This window comes from Inquilinus sp. (assembly GCF_057815775.1).
Map to the genome: position 1 here is coordinate 1 of NZ_JBYRFX010000054.1, position 14590 is coordinate 14590.

22 protein-coding genes and 1 pseudogene are annotated in these 14590 nt (G+C 66.9%); 11 read left to right on the plus strand and 12 right to left on the minus strand.

Features of this window, described 5'->3' with window-relative positions; translation table 11 throughout:
• Both AC3XYG_RS02160 and AC3XYG_RS02165 read right to left on the minus strand, forming a co-directional pair.
• Nucleotides 1-191, minus strand: a pseudogene (locus tag AC3XYG_RS02160) (hypothetical protein); the annotation flags it as partial.
• Nucleotides 192-385: 194 nt separating this feature from the next.
• Nucleotides 386-1621 (minus strand): hypothetical protein, encoded by a 1236-nt coding sequence (locus tag AC3XYG_RS02165; RefSeq protein ID WP_489138171.1) that lies wholly within the window; start codon nt 1619-1621, stop codon nt 386-388.
• A gap of 215 nt (nt 1622-1836) precedes the next feature.
• Here AC3XYG_RS02165 and AC3XYG_RS02170 point away from each other — a divergent pair, with 215 nt between their 5' ends.
• The 9 genes from AC3XYG_RS02170 to AC3XYG_RS02210 all read left to right on the plus strand — a co-directional run bounded on the left by AC3XYG_RS02170 (nt 1837) and on the right by AC3XYG_RS02210 (nt 5755).
• Nucleotides 1837-2076, plus strand: a complete 240-nt coding sequence (locus AC3XYG_RS02170) for a hypothetical protein (RefSeq protein ID WP_489138172.1) — start codon at nt 1837-1839, stop codon at nt 2074-2076.
• Entirely contained in the window at nt 2073-2306 is a 234-nt protein-coding gene (locus AC3XYG_RS02175; protein ID WP_489138173.1) for a hypothetical protein, read from the plus strand. Before AC3XYG_RS02170 ends, AC3XYG_RS02175 begins: the two co-directional genes overlap by 4 nt.
• Nucleotides 2307-2636: 330 nt before the next feature.
• Complete coding sequence (locus tag AC3XYG_RS02180) at nt 2637-2816, plus strand: hypothetical protein (RefSeq protein WP_489138174.1); 180 nt, start codon at nt 2637-2639, stop codon at nt 2814-2816.
• A 36-nt stretch (nt 2817-2852) separates the two neighbouring features.
• Nucleotides 2853-3140 carry a hypothetical protein gene (locus AC3XYG_RS02185; RefSeq protein WP_489138175.1) on the plus strand — a complete coding sequence of 96 codons (288 nt, stop codon included), beginning with the start codon at nt 2853-2855 and terminating at the stop codon, nt 3138-3140.
• Nucleotides 3137-3490, plus strand: a complete 354-nt coding sequence (locus AC3XYG_RS02190) for a DUF6283 family protein (protein ID WP_489138176.1) — start codon at nt 3137-3139, stop codon at nt 3488-3490. The genes AC3XYG_RS02185 and AC3XYG_RS02190 overlap by 4 nt, the downstream gene beginning before the upstream one ends.
• A 35-nt stretch (nt 3491-3525) precedes the next feature.
• Nucleotides 3526-3711 (plus strand): hypothetical protein, encoded by a 186-nt coding sequence (locus tag AC3XYG_RS02195; RefSeq protein ID WP_489138177.1) that lies wholly within the window; start codon nt 3526-3528, stop codon nt 3709-3711.
• The gene (locus tag AC3XYG_RS02200) at nt 3708-4001 is read left to right on the plus strand and encodes a hypothetical protein (protein ID WP_489138178.1); all 294 of its coding nucleotides are present in this window, start codon (nt 3708-3710) and stop codon (nt 3999-4001) included. Before AC3XYG_RS02195 ends, AC3XYG_RS02200 begins: the two co-directional genes overlap by 4 nt.
• Nucleotides 3998-5068 (plus strand): tyrosine-type recombinase/integrase, encoded by a 1071-nt coding sequence (locus AC3XYG_RS02205; protein WP_489138179.1) that lies wholly within the window; start codon nt 3998-4000, stop codon nt 5066-5068. The genes AC3XYG_RS02200 and AC3XYG_RS02205 overlap by 4 nt, the downstream gene beginning before the upstream one ends.
• 153 nt (nt 5069-5221) lie before the next feature.
• Nucleotides 5222-5755, plus strand: coding sequence for a Ros/MucR family transcriptional regulator (locus AC3XYG_RS02210; protein ID WP_489138180.1), 534 nt, complete (start codon nt 5222-5224; stop codon nt 5753-5755).
• 221 nt (nt 5756-5976) lie between these two features.
• On the opposite strand, the gene AC3XYG_RS02215 is transcribed toward AC3XYG_RS02210, so the two are convergent.
• The 9 genes from AC3XYG_RS02215 to AC3XYG_RS02255 form a co-directional block, all read right to left on the minus strand.
• Entirely contained in the window at nt 5977-6411 is a 435-nt protein-coding gene (locus AC3XYG_RS02215) for a VOC family protein (protein WP_489138181.1), read from the minus strand.
• A 33-nt stretch (nt 6412-6444) separates the two neighbouring features.
• A complete protein-coding gene (locus AC3XYG_RS02220) occupies nt 6445-6771 on the minus strand; it encodes an NIPSNAP family protein (protein ID WP_489138182.1) in 327 nt (108 codons plus the stop codon).
• 48 nt (nt 6772-6819) lie between these two features.
• Nucleotides 6820-7311: an organic hydroperoxide resistance protein gene (locus AC3XYG_RS02225; protein ID WP_489138183.1), complete on the minus strand. Its 492-nt coding sequence runs from the start codon at nt 7309-7311 to the stop codon at nt 6820-6822.
• Nucleotides 7308-7991 (minus strand): SDR family NAD(P)-dependent oxidoreductase, encoded by a 684-nt coding sequence (locus AC3XYG_RS02230; protein ID WP_489138184.1) that lies wholly within the window; start codon nt 7989-7991, stop codon nt 7308-7310. The genes AC3XYG_RS02225 and AC3XYG_RS02230 overlap by 4 nt, the downstream gene beginning before the upstream one ends.
• A gap of 165 nt (nt 7992-8156) precedes the next feature.
• Nucleotides 8157-8792, minus strand: a complete 636-nt coding sequence (locus AC3XYG_RS02235) for a glutathione S-transferase family protein (RefSeq protein WP_489138185.1) — start codon at nt 8790-8792, stop codon at nt 8157-8159.
• A gap of 111 nt (nt 8793-8903) precedes the next feature.
• On the minus strand, nt 8904-9692 hold the full coding sequence (locus tag AC3XYG_RS02240) for a molybdopterin-binding protein (RefSeq protein ID WP_489138186.1): 789 nt from the start codon (nt 9690-9692) through the stop codon (nt 8904-8906).
• The gene (locus tag AC3XYG_RS02245) at nt 9682-10527 is read right to left on the minus strand and encodes a cytochrome b/b6 domain-containing protein (RefSeq protein WP_489138187.1); all 846 of its coding nucleotides are present in this window, start codon (nt 10525-10527) and stop codon (nt 9682-9684) included. Before AC3XYG_RS02245 ends, AC3XYG_RS02240 begins: the two co-directional genes overlap by 11 nt.
• Nucleotides 10528-10644: 117 nt before the next feature.
• Nucleotides 10645-11373, minus strand: coding sequence for an alpha/beta fold hydrolase (locus AC3XYG_RS02250; RefSeq protein ID WP_489138188.1), 729 nt, complete (start codon nt 11371-11373; stop codon nt 10645-10647).
• A gap of 105 nt (nt 11374-11478) precedes the next feature.
• On the minus strand, nt 11479-11787 hold the full coding sequence (locus tag AC3XYG_RS02255; RefSeq protein WP_489138189.1) for a putative quinol monooxygenase: 309 nt from the start codon (nt 11785-11787) through the stop codon (nt 11479-11481).
• Nucleotides 11788-11939: 152 nt separating this feature from the next.
• Here AC3XYG_RS02255 and AC3XYG_RS02260 point away from each other — a divergent pair, with 152 nt between their 5' ends.
• Nucleotides 11940-12971, plus strand: a complete 1032-nt coding sequence (locus AC3XYG_RS02260; protein WP_489138190.1) for a GlxA family transcriptional regulator — start codon at nt 11940-11942, stop codon at nt 12969-12971.
• A 43-nt stretch (nt 12972-13014) separates the two neighbouring features.
• Here AC3XYG_RS02260 and AC3XYG_RS02265 read toward each other — a convergent pair whose 3' ends face one another.
• Complete coding sequence (locus AC3XYG_RS02265; RefSeq protein ID WP_489138191.1) at nt 13015-13620, minus strand: GlcG/HbpS family heme-binding protein; 606 nt, start codon at nt 13618-13620, stop codon at nt 13015-13017.
• Between the two features lie 48 nt (nt 13621-13668).
• On the opposite strand from AC3XYG_RS02265, the gene AC3XYG_RS02270 reads away from it, so the two are divergent.
• A partial coding sequence (locus AC3XYG_RS02270) for a LysR family transcriptional regulator (protein ID WP_489138192.1) occupies nt 13669-14590 on the plus strand: 922 nt, incomplete at its 3' end.

Genomic DNA, 14590 nt, shown 5'->3' on the forward strand with positions numbered 1-14590 from the left:
TGCCCCAGGTCCGTCCTCCAGCAGGATCGCTCCACATCGAACCAGCGACCGTCGGCGAGTTGTCGAACCTTGTCGCCATGTCGGCGCCCACATTTCTCGCACCGACCCTTGGCGCGCTTAAAACGCACGAACTCCGAGATCGCGGGCCAGTCGATCGGATAGAGGAAGCGATGCTGAGGGCGAATGGGCATGGGAAGAGTCTAGAACAAACCACGAATCGTGCGAATCCCCCAGATGCAAAAAATTTGCAGGCCACAACTGCCCCAAGCATCGTTGGAACAATACCGACAAATGGATCCGGCCGACCACCAGCCTCAGCGACAACAACCGCTTTCCGCGTCCGAGATTGCCGGCTCCCTTTAGAGGCCGGGGGCTGGCACGTCGGTCACACGATGTCGCTTCCCTCCGTCGCCACCCTGCGGCCGAGGCGCATATCGGTGAGCAGGGCCTCGATTCGGCTTTCGACCAAGCGGAGTTCCGTAAACACCTCCGTGTAATCCACCTCCAGCGGCGCCTTTCGCTCGCCGGGCGAGGGTAGGGGAGGGATCTCGAATGCCTCCTCCTCGAGCTTGCGCCCGGGTGGCGGTCGCAGCCGCGCTGGCTGGACATCGATGCCTAGATCGGCGAGGTCGCGCGGCACATAGGCGCGATGGGTACGGCTGCCGGTGAGCTCGACCAGCCAGCCAGAGGCGGCGAGCTGGCGCAGCAGGGCGCCGGCGCCGGCGGCGGAGATGGCTGTTTTCCGTGCCACCACGGTCTCCGGCCGGGTCCTGCCGAGAGGGCCGCCGCGGCGCGCCAGGCGGGTGAGATGGCGGACGACGGCGGGGGCGGCGATCGCCGGCGCGGTCAGGGCGAGATCGGCCACCGCGGGCAGGCGGGAGGAAGAGCGCGCGCCCGCGACCGCCTGGGCAAAGCCGTGCCGCGCCCGCTCCAGGCCATGCAGCAGCTGGGTGGCCAGGCTCAGTCGAGCGATCAGATCCTCGAGCGCGAGGCGGAACCAGCGCGCCGCCGGGCGCGGCGGCCGCAGCCGGGGGAACAGGCCGGGCAGGGGCCGTGCACAAACCCCCTGGGCCTGCAGCGCCAGGGGGAAGGCGATGCTGAGCGCCATCGGATCGCCGACGACGCCTCGGCCGCCGCCGTCCCGGACCCAGCCCCAGGCGCCCTGACGGGCGCCGACCAGGCCCGGCGGCGCCGCCGCGAGCGCTTCCAGACAGGGTGGCAGGCTGTCGGCGACCCAGCTGAAACCTTCGCGCACCGCGGGGCCGAGCTGTTCGGCGACCGGGCCGGTCCCGGCCAGTCGGGCGAGGTCCTCGGCCGAGCGCGGTGCCGCTGCGGCGAACCAGGCCCCCTGGACCTGGATGTGGCGCAGCGCCGCCGGGATCCCAAAATCCTCCCGGTACACGGCGATCGGCAGCCCGGCCGCGGCGGCGAGCAGGCGGCCGCGGTCGACGCCGAGGCCGCTGTCCTCGGCCGCGGTGGCGCCGGCGAGCATGGTGGCGCGCAAGCTCCAGGCCTCGGCGAGCGGGTGGCCGCGCAGTTCGCGGTCGAGCCGGCCGAGGGCGAAGGCGAGCTGTTCTGCCAGGCGGATGTGCTCGGGCTCGAAGGCGGGGAAGGGCGGCATCGGGACGGCTCCAGGCGAAAGCTATTTCGCGCATTAACTTTATAATGGGAATGGGACCGCTGACAGCACTATATGGTGGAAATCATCCACGCGATCGGCCTCCATCTGCAATGCCCGATAAGGGCGCTTATCGGGCATTGCAGGGGTTTTCCGGGCCGCCCGGGTCGGGTAGAATCGTCATCGTCGGCCTTGATGGCCGCGATCGGAGGCAGGCCATGCACGCGCTCGAACATCCCGGCGGCCATTACACGATCCACGACGCCGGCGGCGCGCTGCGCTTCACCATGCGCCGCGAGGACGGCATCGCGCCGAACGGCGACGGTTTCGCCGATCTCTGGGTGCTGCGCGACGCCGCCGGCGCCTGGGTCGACCACGACGCCTGGCGCCACGATTTGTTCTCGCACCTCCGGGTGGCCTCCGTGCGGCTGGCCGGCGTCGCCGGCGCGGCGCCATGACCGCGACGCCGTTGGATCCGCTGGCCGAGCGCATCGTCGCCTATCTCACCCGCCCCCAGCGCGAGGGCGCGGTCTGGACTGCCGACATCGCTTACGGGTTGAAGGAGAAGACGCCGGCGGTGCGCACCGCGCTGCTGCGGCTGGAGCGAGCCCGGGCGGTGCATCGCGTGGTCATCGGCACGCCGACCTCCTGGGCACTGGGGGACGCTGGCGCCGGGCGGGGCGCATGAGCGCGCCGCGACACCACGGCCCGGACAATCCGGCAGCGCCTCGACCCGCGGGAATGCGCCGATGGCCGCGACCCTGAGCGGCGCCTGTGCCTTGTCGGCCTGCGTGGCTGTCGCCCTGGCGGTGCCGTCCTGGGATTGGGCCATGCCGTCGACGTCGGCGCGGGTGGTCGATGGCGACACGGTGCGGGTGCACGGGACCCGAATGCGCCTCCTCGACATCGACGCGCCGGAGATCTTCCATCCCCGCTGCGCCCGGGAAGCCGAGATCGGCGCCGCCGCCAGGCGCCGGCTGGCAGGCGCCGGCTGGCCGCGCTGCTCGCGACCGGGCCGATGGTGCTGCTCGAATCCGGCGACCGCGATCGGTATGGTCGGCCGCTGGTCCGCCTCCGCGTCAACGGCGAGGATCCTGGGCAGGTGCTGCTGCGCGAGGGGCTGGCGGTGGTCTGGCAACCCGGGCCCGCGGCCTGGGAGGCAAGGCGCCGGCATTGGTGTCCCGATGTGGCGGGGTAGGGGGCAAGGCTTGGGCTGGCAGAGTGGGAGGAGCGGGTGAGGGATGCAACTGAGCTGCCGTGGCGGGCAACGGCCGACATCCCGGCGAGCTTCGGTACGAACGGCCTCACGGCCGCAACCGTCATCGAGGATGACCGCGGCCGCCGGGTGTTGCGGCTCTGCCCTGCCGGCACCCGTGGCGTGCAAGCCGACCAGGCGGCCGCGGCCGTGACGGCGATGATCGCCCTCGCCAATGCCGCCATTGGCATCGGCCCGGCTGCCCGGGCCCCGCGCGCCGGCGCCCAGTCCGGTGCCGGGCAAGACGCCGGAGCGCCCCGCCCATGAAATGCTACCAGGCCAGCCCCTGCGCCGAGTGCCCGTGGCGGACCGATGTCGCGCCCGGGCGCTTCCCGGCGGATCGCTTCCGCGACCTGGCCGCCACCGCCTACGACATGGCGCAGATCCAGTTCGCCTGCCACAAGAGCCCGGAGGGCCGGGAGTTCGGCTGTGCGGGATTCGCCCTGCGCGGCGCGGTCCACAATCTCGGCGCACGCCTGGCGGCCCGGGCCGGTCGGCTTCGGCTGCAGAAGATCACCAGCCCGGTCGCGCTGTATCCGAGCTATCGCGCCATGGCGATCGCCAACGGCGTCGATCCCGATGATGTCGCGCTGCAGCCCTGTCGGGATCCGGACTGATGCAGAATTCGACCCAGGAGAAAGCGATGGTTTCGATGCGGCCGAGACCGGCCTATGACAGCGGCCTGCCCTATGCCCGGGCTGGGTTGACGCCAAATTGGTCCGCGCTGTGGCTGTCCGGCCGCCATGACGAATACCGGCGCGGCTACGATGCCGGTCAGTCCGAGCGTCAGCGGCGGGCCGCACCTCGCTCGCCTGCCACCGGCGACCACCAGCCATGAGTCCCCTTGTCCCGACCCACGAGGTCCTCTCTTCGGCCAATGCCGTCTGGGTCAATGATGATACGGGGCACTGCATCGGCCGCTTTGGCAGGCTCGGCATCGATGTCCATCATCCCGTCGCGGCGCAGCTGGCGGAGGGTGAACAGTGCCTGGCCTGCAGCCATGGCCGTACCGGCGAGGAGGACTGGCAACGGTTCCGGGCGCTGATGATCGACCATCATGGTGTCGACGTGCCCGACGCGGCCCGCCCGGGCTTCCTCGCCGGTCCGCACCTCGGAGTGCCAGCATGATTGCAGGCGATGCGGTCGGGATCGGCAGCAGCCTGATTGCCGGCGGGGGAGGGGAGGGGCTGCCGGACCTCTCGCCGAGCCAGATCGCCGAGATCCAGTTGCTTGCGGCACGGGCCGACGAGCTGGTCGACGCCGCGCACTCTGCCAACACGCGCCGGGCCTACGGCACGGCCTGGCGGCAGTGGAGCGTGTGGTGCCTCGGCTTCAACCTGGACCCGGTTGTGGCCGATGCGCGCTGGCTGGTGCTGCATCTCACTGCCCTGGCCGACACCCGTTCGCTGTCGACGATCGAGCTGCGTCGCGCCGGGGTGCTGGCCATCCGCCGGCGGCTGGGTTTTGCGCTGGACCTCGAGGACGCCACGATCGGCGAGGGCGCCTTCCAGACGTTCCTGCAGGGCCTGCGCCGGACCAAGGGCGCGCAGCGGCAGAAGAAGGCGGCGCTGCTCGAAGGAAACCTGCGGGCCGCGATGCTGGTGATCGACCGCGAACCGGGGCCGGACCATGCCCGGCGGCTGCGTGACCGGGCGCTGCTGCTGGTCGGCTTCGCTGGAGGGTTCCGCCGGTCGGAGCTGGCCAGCTTCGATCTGCGCGACGCCACGCTCTCGGCCGACGGGCTGGTGCTCTTCGTCGCCGGCTCCAAGACCGACCAGGAGCGGAAGGGCGCCGACGTCGGCATCCGGGCCGTGCCGGCGTCGCCCATCTGCGCGGTTACGGCGCTGCGCGCCTGGCTCGATGCCCGCGGCAACACCCCTGGCGCCCTGTTCTGCCGCATCGATCGCGGCGGCCACCTGATCCCCGACCGGGCGGGCCGGCTGCAGCACATCGACCCGAAGACCGTCGCCCGGCTGGTGAAGCGGGTGATTGGACTATCGGACCTCGATCCCGCTGCGTTTTCCGCCCACAGTCTGCGCGCGGGCATGATGACCGCCGCCGACCTCAAGGGCGTGCCGCTGGAGCAGGCGATGCAGCATGGGCGCTGGAAGAATGCGGCGACGGCGCGAGGCTACCGGCGGCATTCGAGTTTATGGCAGGGGAATTTTACCGAGAAGCTGCTGCAAGAGGGATAGTTCAAGAGTTAACAAACGCGACCGCCCGCCGCAGTGCAAAAGAATAAAACTCCAAAGGCGGCGCTATTGCTTCACTCGCTTGTCTCGTATATTCAAGCTGTATTGGGCGAACTTTGGTATTCTGCCCGGCTTCCACATGATGGAGTTTTCTGAATGAACGAGACCGGCACCGTGACGTCGACGGCCGCGGAAATCGATGAAACGCGGCGGCTGACGGTGCAGATTGTCTCCGCGCATGTTGCCAATAACAGCGTGGCGCCGAATGACCTGCCGGCGTTGATCGCCAAGGTCTATGGATCGCTGCAGTCCCTCGGCAGGGCGGCAGTGCCGAGTGAGCCGGAGCGGCCGCAGCCGGCGGTGTCGATCAAGAAATCGATCACGCCCGAATACCTGGTCTGCCTCGAGGACGGCAAGAAGCTCAAAATGCTGAAGCGCCACCTCTCGACGGCCTATGGCATTACGCCGGAGCAGTATCGTGAGCGCTGGGGGCTGCCGGCGGACTACCCGATGGTCGCACCCCTCTATGCGCAGCAGCGCAGCGCCCTGGCCAAGACGATCGGCCTTGGCACCCGGCGTACGAGCGTGCCACCGGCACCAGTTGCCGCAGCCGTCCCGGCCAATAAGCCCCGGGCCCGGAAAGCCGCGGCTCCAGCGCCTGTCGCAGTCCCAGCGGCGAAGACGGCCTGAGGAGACACGAAGATCGGCGACGGGTCATCGTCGCCGATCTCCGGAGGCGATAGCCTGGGTGCCCCGGGGGCGGGATAATCGTCTGATGCTGGTCCTGATTTCCGGTTCGTCCCCTCTGCGGACATTTGAAGGCCATTCAGCCTTCCCCGGAGCGGACATCGTGGTCGACCTCGCGAGCCTCCAGACCGGTCATTGCCATGTGTCGTATCAGGCGATTTTTGTCACGAACCTAGCCGCACGATGCGCGGGTCAAAGGCGAATTCAATCCGAAGCCCGCTCGGCTCGCGCACGATGAAATGGATCTTCGGCCCTTTGCCCGAGAGCTCAGGAGCGAACTCCACAACAACGCCAGGCCAGCCGGCAACGCGGTCATACAAGGCATCCAATCCCGCCCGATCGGCGACTGCGAGGGCGAGATGATGGAGGCCGACATTGACGCGCCGGTCGAACGCGACCGCTCGGTCCGGCGCCTCGACCCGCCATAGGGTGACAATCTGGTGGCCGTCAGAGACGAATGCCGCGGGATAGTCCGGCCGCTCGCCGACGACGCGCCACCCCAGACAATCGCAGAAGAAGCGTCGGGTGCTCTCAAGATCTCCGACGCTCAAACCGACGTGATCGACGCCGCATGTGGCGGGTGTGGCGTGCACTGCCATGGTGTTCCTCCTTTGGTGCGCGGATCCGGGATCTCACGTCACGGCAGAAAACGCGGTTGGCGCCAGCAGCTGGCTGTTGATGGTCTCGACCAGCTGGCCATCCTTCTCGGTCTTGGCGACCACCGCGGTCCATTCGGGATCGGCGAGAAAAGCGCCCCAGCGCTTCTCGCGCTCGGCCAGACTGTCCCAGGCGAGCATGTAGGTGATCTCCTGGCTGCTGTTGCCGATCAGCGTGGTCCAAAACCCGGTCTGGCGGATGCCGTGCCTCTCCCATATCCGCAGCGTCTCGTGCTCGAATCGCGACAGCAGCGCCGGCTGGCGCCCCGGCACGCAGCGGTAGATCCGCAATTCATAGATCATGGCTATTCACCTATCAGTCGGTCACTGTCTGCTCTCATCGAGACGGCCTCAAACCAGCGTCGTTTCGACGGCAATGTTCCCGTGCGTTGCCCGCGAATAGGGACACACCTGATGCGCCGCCTCGACCAGGCGCTGCGCCGTCGCGCGCTCCATCCCCGGCAGGCTCACATAGAGGCGGGCCGCCAGGCTGAAGGCACCCCCTTCGGGACCGAGATCGATCTCGGTGTCGACCGCGTGATCCGCCGGCAACGTGATCTTCATGGTCCGCGCCGCGAACTCCATCGCCGAATCGAAGCACGCGGACCAGCCGGCCGCGAAGAGCTGCTCGGGGTTGGTGCCGCTGCCCGGGCTGCCGGGCCGCGACAGCTTGACCTCGAGGCGGCCGTCGGAACTGCGGGACACGCCGGCACGCCCGCCGGTGGTGTGGGCCTTCGCGGTGTACAGCACTTTCTCAAGTCGGTTCATCGTGTCGTCCTTCATGAAGAGCCCAGGCGCCTGGATGCCTTGCGGGGCCTGGTCGCGACAGGTGAGGTTGCTCAATGGCCCGCACTCTGGCCGCCATCGACGTGAAGGGTCTCGCCCGTGACGAAGCCCGCCGATTCCAGATAGAGGATCGCGCCCACGATGTCTGAGATCTCGCCCATCCGGCCAAGCGGGTGCATCTTGGCGAGCTGCGCGTTGGTCTCGACGGCATGCATCGGTGTCTTGATGATGCCGAGCTTCGCATTCTCGATCGCCATCGATTTCGTCGCGGCGCTCAAGCCACCCTTCGTCAGCGAGGCGAGAACGGACGGCACCTGGGTGTTCGCGTGTTCGACCTGGCTCGTCGTGATCTGGACGCCATGGCCCCTGCGCCGCTTCTCCATCTCTCCGATGGTGAGCTGCGTGATGTGAAAGAAGCCTGTGAGGTTGACGCCCAGCGCGGCCGCGTAATCGGCCTCAGTATCCTGGGTGAACGGCTTGGCGACGAATATGCCGGCGTTGTTGATGAGCGTATCGATGCGCCCGAACCGGGCCAGGCCTTCGGAATTCGCTCGTTCGGTCGTCTTCCGGTCGGCACTGTCGCCGGGCACCGCCAGGATCTGGTCATCGTGGCTTGGCCCGATCGACCGTGCCGTCGCGACCACCGCGTAGTCGCGATCGCGATAGGCTTCGACAAGGGCTGCGCCCGTGCCCTGCGAGGCGCCGGTGATGACGGCGACCTTCCTTTCGCTGCTCATCCTTGTCTCCTGATATTTCCCGGTCGCGGATGGTCCGCTGCCCGTGAACGCGAGGTGGGCATTTCCATTCCAGCGCAGCAGCCGGTGAAGATGACTTTCAGTTATCCATCGGTGCTATGAGCGACCGCCGATTGCGCCCGGAGTCTTGTCCAGGGAACTCCCGCATCAACCGAGATCCGGTTGCGTCTCCTTGAAGCTCCGCATGGCTTGGATCTTCGTCCACCAATCCGCAAAGCCATCGACGTCGAAGACGACGTCCTGGTCCGGCGTGAGCGCGACATAGAAGGCGATCGGCGCGAGGTAGAGGTCGGCAATGCTCAGCTCGCCCGCGATGAAGGGCGACGAGTCCTTGGCCTTCATGGCGAGCTCGATGACCTTGCGACCATTCTCGATGCCGTCCTTGCGCATCGCTTCATTCTTGCCGCCGACGAAATCGGGGAAGAGATGGAAGGCCGCGACGCCGCCGATCAACGCACCGTAGCCGTAGGAATCGATGATGCCGATGATCATGTCCATCCGGGCGCGATCCTTGGGGGTCGTCGGAATCAGCGACCTGCCGGGCAGCACGTCATCGAGATACCGGGTGATCGCCGACGTCTCCAGGAGCCGCATTCCGTCGTGATCAAGAACGGGCACCTTGCCGAAAGGATGGCGCTGCAGATGCTCGGCCGCCTTCGGCTCACCCGTCAGCACATTGAGCGGGATCTGGTTGATCTGCGTGACGCCCTTCTCTGCCAGCAGCATCTTGACCGTGCGCACATAGGTCGATCCGTCGAAACCCCAGAGGGTGATGTCGGACATGAGAGGGATCTCCTTGATGGATGGGTGACAACTGGATTGATCGAGCCGCTGACAGGTGACGCCAGACCGAAACAATCGGCGGTGCGCCCGCTTTGGGCCAGAGGAAGCACCCTAGATCCCTGCATACCACTCGTAACCGCGATCTTCCCAGTAGCCGCCGCGGCCGCCATGCAGATCGGCGAGGCTCCGCACCAGCTCGATGCGCATGACGTATTTCGCCATCTTGTAGCCGAGCTGCCGTTCGAGGCGCAGCCGCAGCGGCGCGCCGTGGGGGACGGTCAGCGGCGTGCCGTTCATGTCATAGGCCAGGATCGTCTGCGGATGCGCGGCATCGATCAGGTCGATGCTCTCGTAATAGCGGATGCTCTCGGGATCGGTGTCGTCGCCGCCATCATCCAGGGTATCGGCGCAATGGAACACGACGAAGCGGGCCTCCGGCCTGACGCCTGCGCGCGACAGGATTTCCGCCAGCGGCACGCCGGTCCATTTGCCGATGCAGCTCCAGCCCTCGACGCAATCATGCCGGGTGATCTGGGTGCGCGCGGGCAGGGCGCGCAGCTCATCGAGCGACAGCGACACTTCGTGCTCGACCAGGCCGTGAACCCTGAGGCGCCAATCGGCGAAATGAGTGTCGACGAGACTGAGGTATTCGTCGTCCTGCGGGTCGGTCGAGCCATTGGCGCGAAACGCCGGCGAGATGTCGGCCTCACTGTATTCGGGCGCGAGCCGATCAGCCCCGATGAGAAGGCGCTGCACCCTGTAGGTGAGGCTGTTTGCGGCATCGAGGATCGAACGGAAGCGCGGCTCGCTCGCGAGGCGGTCGCAGCCCGACACCGCGAGGCCGCCGACCGCGGCAAGGGCCTTCAGCAGGCCGCGGCGATGCAGATGATCACCGGACATCGGTCGCCCCCGGCTTGCCGAGATCGTACCAGCCGGTGACCATCGAGCGCAGATTGTTCCAGACGCCCGAGATCAGCACCATGACGAGATGCACGATGACGAAGACCGCCAGGCCCGATGCGGTGACGAAATGGATCAGCCGCGCCGTCTGGCGCCCGCCGAACAGCACGAGAAGCTGCGGCACGGCGCTGTCGATGCCGGGCGACATGGTGAGGCCGGTGAGGATCATGAGCGGGAACAGCCCGAAGACGACCAGGAGATAGGCGAGCTGCTGCAGCACATTGTATCGCTTCGCCGCCTCGCCGCGCGGGAAGCGCAGGCGCAGATGGTCGAGGACCTCCCTGCCGACATGGCCAAGCTCCCTGCGGCTGGGGAGAAGATCCCTGCCGAAATGCCGGCTGGCGGAGCCCCAGGCGAGATAGACCAGAGCATTCAGCACCAGCAGCCAGGCGAAGAAGAAATGCCAGCGCCGCCCGGTCGCGAGGTCGGTGTAGCTCGGGATCGTGATCCAGCTTGGGAAGGCCCGCGGCGAGACCTGCCCGTCCTCGTTCGAGACGCCGAGCAGGCCCGTCGTCTCGAAGGCATGGCCGAGGATCACCGTCTCTCCGACGAGGCCGTTTTCCGACGGCTGTGCCGGGATCGAGAGGACCGGATGGTCGAAATCGGAGCGGTTGCCGACATAGAGCGCCGGATGGGCGTTGAAGATCTGCAACCCGCTCATCAGCAGGAGCGAGAAGCAGCAGGCATTGATCCAATGCGTGATGCGCAGCAGCCCGGCATGGCGGCGATACCAGCGCTCGGCCGCAGCCGGATCGGGGGTGGGGACGACGGCCATGTCATGCTCCGGCGGTTCGGGCGCGTTGCCCGTCAGGCGCACATGCCTTGCGCGTCGGTGGACGGCAAAGCATGTGCGCTCTCAGACGAAAGAGGTGATCGGCGGAGTGATGACTGGTTAATCGCCTGCTTTTGCAGCCGTCTCGATCACCTGGGCGACCGCGTCCGGCTGGGAGATGAAGACCGCGTGGCTTGCGGCCACTTCGGTGACCTTGGCGCCCGAACGCTGATACATCCAGCGCTGAAGCTCAGGGCTGATGACATGGTCCTGGGTGGTCAGGATGGCGTAGCTGGGCTTGGTTCGCCATGCCGCCACGGAGATGGGTGCGCCCAGAGCCTTCTCGGCAAGCTGCTGCTCCGAATCCGCCATGAACTGGGCGTCCGGCGCCGGGACATCAGCGGCATAGGTCGCGTGGAACTTCGCCGGCGGGATGAAGAAATACTTGTCCGGCGTGGCCCGATTGGTGGAGGCCCGCATGGCATCGTTCGGCGCGGCGAATTTCGACAGAAGCTGGCCGCTGGCCTCCCCCGCATCGGGCTGTAGCGCGGCGACAAAGACGAGGGCGCTGACCTTGGGGTCGGCGCCCGCCTCCGTGATCACCGAGCCGCCATAGCTGTGGCCGACCAGCACGATGGGCCCCGCCTGCTGGTCGATGACGCGCTTGGTGGCATAGACGTCCTCGGCCAGGCCGGTGAGCGGCTCCTGCACGACAGTCACATGGAAACCATCCTTGACCAGGATGTCATGGACGGCGCGCCAACCGGAGCCGTCGACCAGGGCGCCGTGGACAATGACGATATCTTTCGCGGCCGGCTTCGTCTCGGCGTGAGCCACCGTGCCGCCCATGGCCATCATGAGGGCAATCGCCGACGTCTTTCGCAACATGGACATCTCAGCCTCCAGGAGTTTTCAAAGAGAATTCCCGCCCCGGGCCCGTGGGGCGCAAAGACATCAGGCCAGCCGGTTCTTCATGGCCAGAATGTCGACGTGCTCGACGGACGGCGGCCTTGCCAGCATTTCGTCGACCCGCGACATCAGGGCCGCGGCCATGTTGCCGGCGAGATGTGCCTGGCGGTCCGTTTCGCTGGCAAAGGCGTCGAAGACGCCGAACGTCGTCGGCGAGAGCTGGAGGGCGAACCAGATCGGCGTGGTTTCCTCCCGGTTTGTCAGTTCGAGGCCGGCGGCAAGGAAGTCCGCCACCGCCTGCTCCTTGCCCGGCTTGGCTTCAAGCCGGACGAACAATCCACACTTGATCATCATTTCTTCTCTGCTCGATGGCTGCTAAGGGCTTCAAAGCGGGCGGAACCGTACAAGGGGAGCTGTTCCGGATGTATTGGCAGGATTGCCAACTTTGATACCAATCAAGCCATACGCCTTCCGGTTCGCCGCCGACCTCTGGCTTGGGACCCAGGATGGGCAAAGGGGAGCCGGGGCCGTGGTGCCAGATTGGCAAATTCGTCGATTTTGATATCGTGGTTGCCATGAAAATCCATGTCCTTGCCCTCAACGGCGTTTTTGACACCGGCCTGGCCGCGGTGCTCGACGCCTTCGGCATGGCCAACATGCTGGCGGAAATGACCGGCATGCCGTCGCTGCGCTTCCAGACGAAGGTGGTGGGTCTGCGCCGGACCGTCACAACCGCGCGGGGCCTCAGCGTGCCGGTAACTGCGGCAGCGCGTGCGTCGACGCCGGATGCGGTGGTGATGCCTGCCATCAACCAGATCATGCCGCAGCCGCTGGTGCAGGCGCTGGCCAGCAGCGAGGTGCGCGAAGCCGGCGCGGTGCTGCGCCAATGGTCGGGGTGCGGCGCACTGACCGCGGCCGCCTGCGTCGGCACCTTCGTGCTGGCGGAGGCCGCCCTGCTCGACGGCGAAGAGGCCACCACCTCTTGGTGGCTGGCCCCGCTGTTCCGGCAGCGCTATCCGCAGGTGCAACTGGTCGAGACCCGGCTCATCGTCGAATCCAGCGCGGTGGTCACCGCCGGCGCAGCGCTCGGTCATCTGGACCTCGCACTGACCCTGATCCGGCGCGCCAGCCCCGAACTGGCCAGCATCACGGCAAAGTATCTGGTGGCCGACGCGCGCACCTCACAGGCGGCTTATGCGATCCCTGGCCATCTGGTCCACACCGATCCGCTGGTGCACAAGTTCGAACTCTGGGCGCGGCAACGTCTGGCCGAGGGCTTCTCGCTCGACCAGGCTGCGACGGCGCTCGCCACCAGCAAGCGCACGCTGGCGCGCCGGATGCAGAGCGTGCTGGGCAAATCGCCGCTCGAATACCTCCAGGATCTGCGGGTCGAGCGCGCCGTGCACCTGCTCGAGACCAGCCAGGCCAGCGTCGATCAGATCGCCGCCGAAGTCGGCTATGCCGAAGGCGTGACGCTGCGCGTGCTGCTCCGCCGGAAGCTTGGCCGTGGCGTGCGCGAAATCCGCCGCAGCCCGTAGGGCCGGATCGCCCGGCTCAGGCTACGTCCGACGGCGGTCGCATTCACCGTGGGCTCGCAAGATCATCCTTGATGCTTGCGACGCCGGCCTGGGCGCAGGCCTCATCCTTGTCGCCGCCCGGCGAACCCGAAACACCGAGCGCACTGACGATCTCGTCTCCGACCTTGATCGCGACCCCGCCGGCGAGCGGTGCGATGTCGGGCAGGGCCGCAAGCGCTGGGCCGTTCGGATTTTTGGCGACGAGCGCTGCGAATGCGCTCGACGCGTCGAACCGGAAGATCGGCCCGAACGTCACGACCGTGTATGCCTTGCGGAAGGCTGCCGTGGTGGTGTGGATGGTCGAGTGGTCGCCCTTGGCCTCGAGTTTGACGACGCCCGAGGGGTCGACGACAACGGCGGAAACCGGATAGCCGTTGGTTGCGCAGGTTGCGATCGCCTTGGTCGCCGCCTTCACCGCGAGTGCCAGTGGCAGGGAGTAGCCACTTTCACCGACCTGAGCGATCGCGCTGCCGAGAGGGAACGCCGCAAAGGCCACCACGAGGGCCAGAGGGAACTTGCGCCGCATATTCGATCTCCATGCTGCCGAGAGTCCACGTTCCCTCACATCGAAGGCGCTCAGGGCTTCGCGGATGAAGATCGACTTTTCCATTTGACTGCCGTAGTCGGTTAAAATGGCTTTCAGTTATCCACTTTCGCTATGAGCGACCGGCTCTTCGCCCTTCGGCTGTTCGCCCGGGTCGCCCGCAAGGGAAGCTTTTCCGCGGCCGGTCGGGAGCTGAACATTCCACAATCGACCGCGTCTCGGACGATCGCGACGCTGGAGCGCGAGATCGGCGTCGCCCTTCTCGTTCGGACCACGCGCGCCGTGACGCTGACCGACGCAGGCCAGGACTTCCTGGCTCGCATCGAGGCTGTCCTCGCCGAGCTTGACGAGGCGGAACATGCTGCGCGCGGAACGGGAGAGCTGCGCGGATTGTTGCGGATCGGTTTGGGAACGAACTTTGCCGTGCGGGAGGTCATCCCGCGGCTTTCGGTCTTCATGAGCCAGCATCCGGCGCTGCGGATCGACCTGATGATGGAGGACCAGCGTCAGGACCTCGTGGCCGAAGGCGTGGACGTCGCGCTTCGGTTTGGTCCTCTTTCCGATTCGACGGCGACGGTGCGGCGAATTCTCGAATGGCCGCGGATCCTCGCCGCGTCGCGAGCTTACCTCGACAGCGCCGGGGTTCCTCTCACACCGACGGATCTGGCCCGGCACGCGATCATTCTGGGGCCCGCAAGCCTTGGCGGCAGCTGGTCATTTCGCAAGGGGGGTGCTGCGACCGCTTTCCAGGTCGAGGGCAAGTTGACGGTCAGGGCAAGCCTGGGCGCCATCGCAGCGGCGGTCGAGGGATTGGGCATCGTCATGACTCCGTTCGGCGCCTGCCGTCGGGAATTGGAAACAGGAGAACTCATTCGGCTGTTACCGGAATGGGACGCAGGAATGGTCGAGCTCAGCGCCGTCTATGCAAGCGGCAGAGCCGCCAAGCCATCGGCGCGAGCGTTTGTCGACCACCTGATCGCGGCCCTTCGCGAGACTGAGACGCTGCCCCCCAATCCGCCTTCAATTGGCGAGATTC

Coding starts and splice junctions, on each gene's coding strand:
- AC3XYG_RS02165 (WP_489138171.1), bottom strand. CDS start 1,621: ATGCCGCCCTTCCCCGCCTTCGAGCCCGAGCACATCCGCCTGGCAGAA.
- AC3XYG_RS02170 (WP_489138172.1), top strand. CDS start 1,837: ATGCACGCGCTCGAACATCCCGGCGGCCATTACACGATCCACGACGCC.
- AC3XYG_RS02175 (WP_489138173.1), top strand. CDS start 2,073: ATGACCGCGACGCCGTTGGATCCGCTGGCCGAGCGCATCGTCGCCTAT.
- AC3XYG_RS02180 (WP_489138174.1), top strand. CDS start 2,637: ATGGTGCTGCTCGAATCCGGCGACCGCGATCGGTATGGTCGGCCGCTG.
- AC3XYG_RS02190 (WP_489138176.1), top strand. CDS start 3,137: ATGAAATGCTACCAGGCCAGCCCCTGCGCCGAGTGCCCGTGGCGGACC.
- AC3XYG_RS02195 (WP_489138177.1), top strand. CDS start 3,526: ATGCGGCCGAGACCGGCCTATGACAGCGGCCTGCCCTATGCCCGGGCT.
- AC3XYG_RS02200 (WP_489138178.1), top strand. CDS start 3,708: ATGAGTCCCCTTGTCCCGACCCACGAGGTCCTCTCTTCGGCCAATGCC.
- AC3XYG_RS02205 (WP_489138179.1), top strand. CDS start 3,998: ATGATTGCAGGCGATGCGGTCGGGATCGGCAGCAGCCTGATTGCCGGC.
- AC3XYG_RS02210 (WP_489138180.1), top strand. CDS start 5,222: ATGAACGAGACCGGCACCGTGACGTCGACGGCCGCGGAAATCGATGAA.
- AC3XYG_RS02215 (WP_489138181.1), bottom strand. CDS start 6,411: ATGGCAGTGCACGCCACACCCGCCACATGCGGCGTCGATCACGTCGGT.
- AC3XYG_RS02220 (WP_489138182.1), bottom strand. CDS start 6,771: ATGATCTATGAATTGCGGATCTACCGCTGCGTGCCGGGGCGCCAGCCG.
- AC3XYG_RS02230 (WP_489138184.1), bottom strand. CDS start 7,991: ATGAGCAGCGAAAGGAAGGTCGCCGTCATCACCGGCGCCTCGCAGGGC.
- AC3XYG_RS02235 (WP_489138185.1), bottom strand. CDS start 8,792: ATGTCCGACATCACCCTCTGGGGTTTCGACGGATCGACCTATGTGCGC.
- AC3XYG_RS02240 (WP_489138186.1), bottom strand. CDS start 9,692: ATGTCCGGTGATCATCTGCATCGCCGCGGCCTGCTGAAGGCCCTTGCC.
- AC3XYG_RS02245 (WP_489138187.1), bottom strand. CDS start 10,527: ATGGCCGTCGTCCCCACCCCCGATCCGGCTGCGGCCGAGCGCTGGTAT.
- AC3XYG_RS02250 (WP_489138188.1), bottom strand. CDS start 11,373: ATGGGCGGCACGGTGGCTCACGCCGAGACGAAGCCGGCCGCGAAAGAT.
- AC3XYG_RS02255 (WP_489138189.1), bottom strand. CDS start 11,787: ATGATGATCAAGTGTGGATTGTTCGTCCGGCTTGAAGCCAAGCCGGGC.
- AC3XYG_RS02260 (WP_489138190.1), top strand. CDS start 11,940: ATGGGCAAAGGGGAGCCGGGGCCGTGGTGCCAGATTGGCAAATTCGTC.
- AC3XYG_RS02265 (WP_489138191.1), bottom strand. CDS start 13,620: ATGGAAAAGTCGATCTTCATCCGCGAAGCCCTGAGCGCCTTCGATGTG.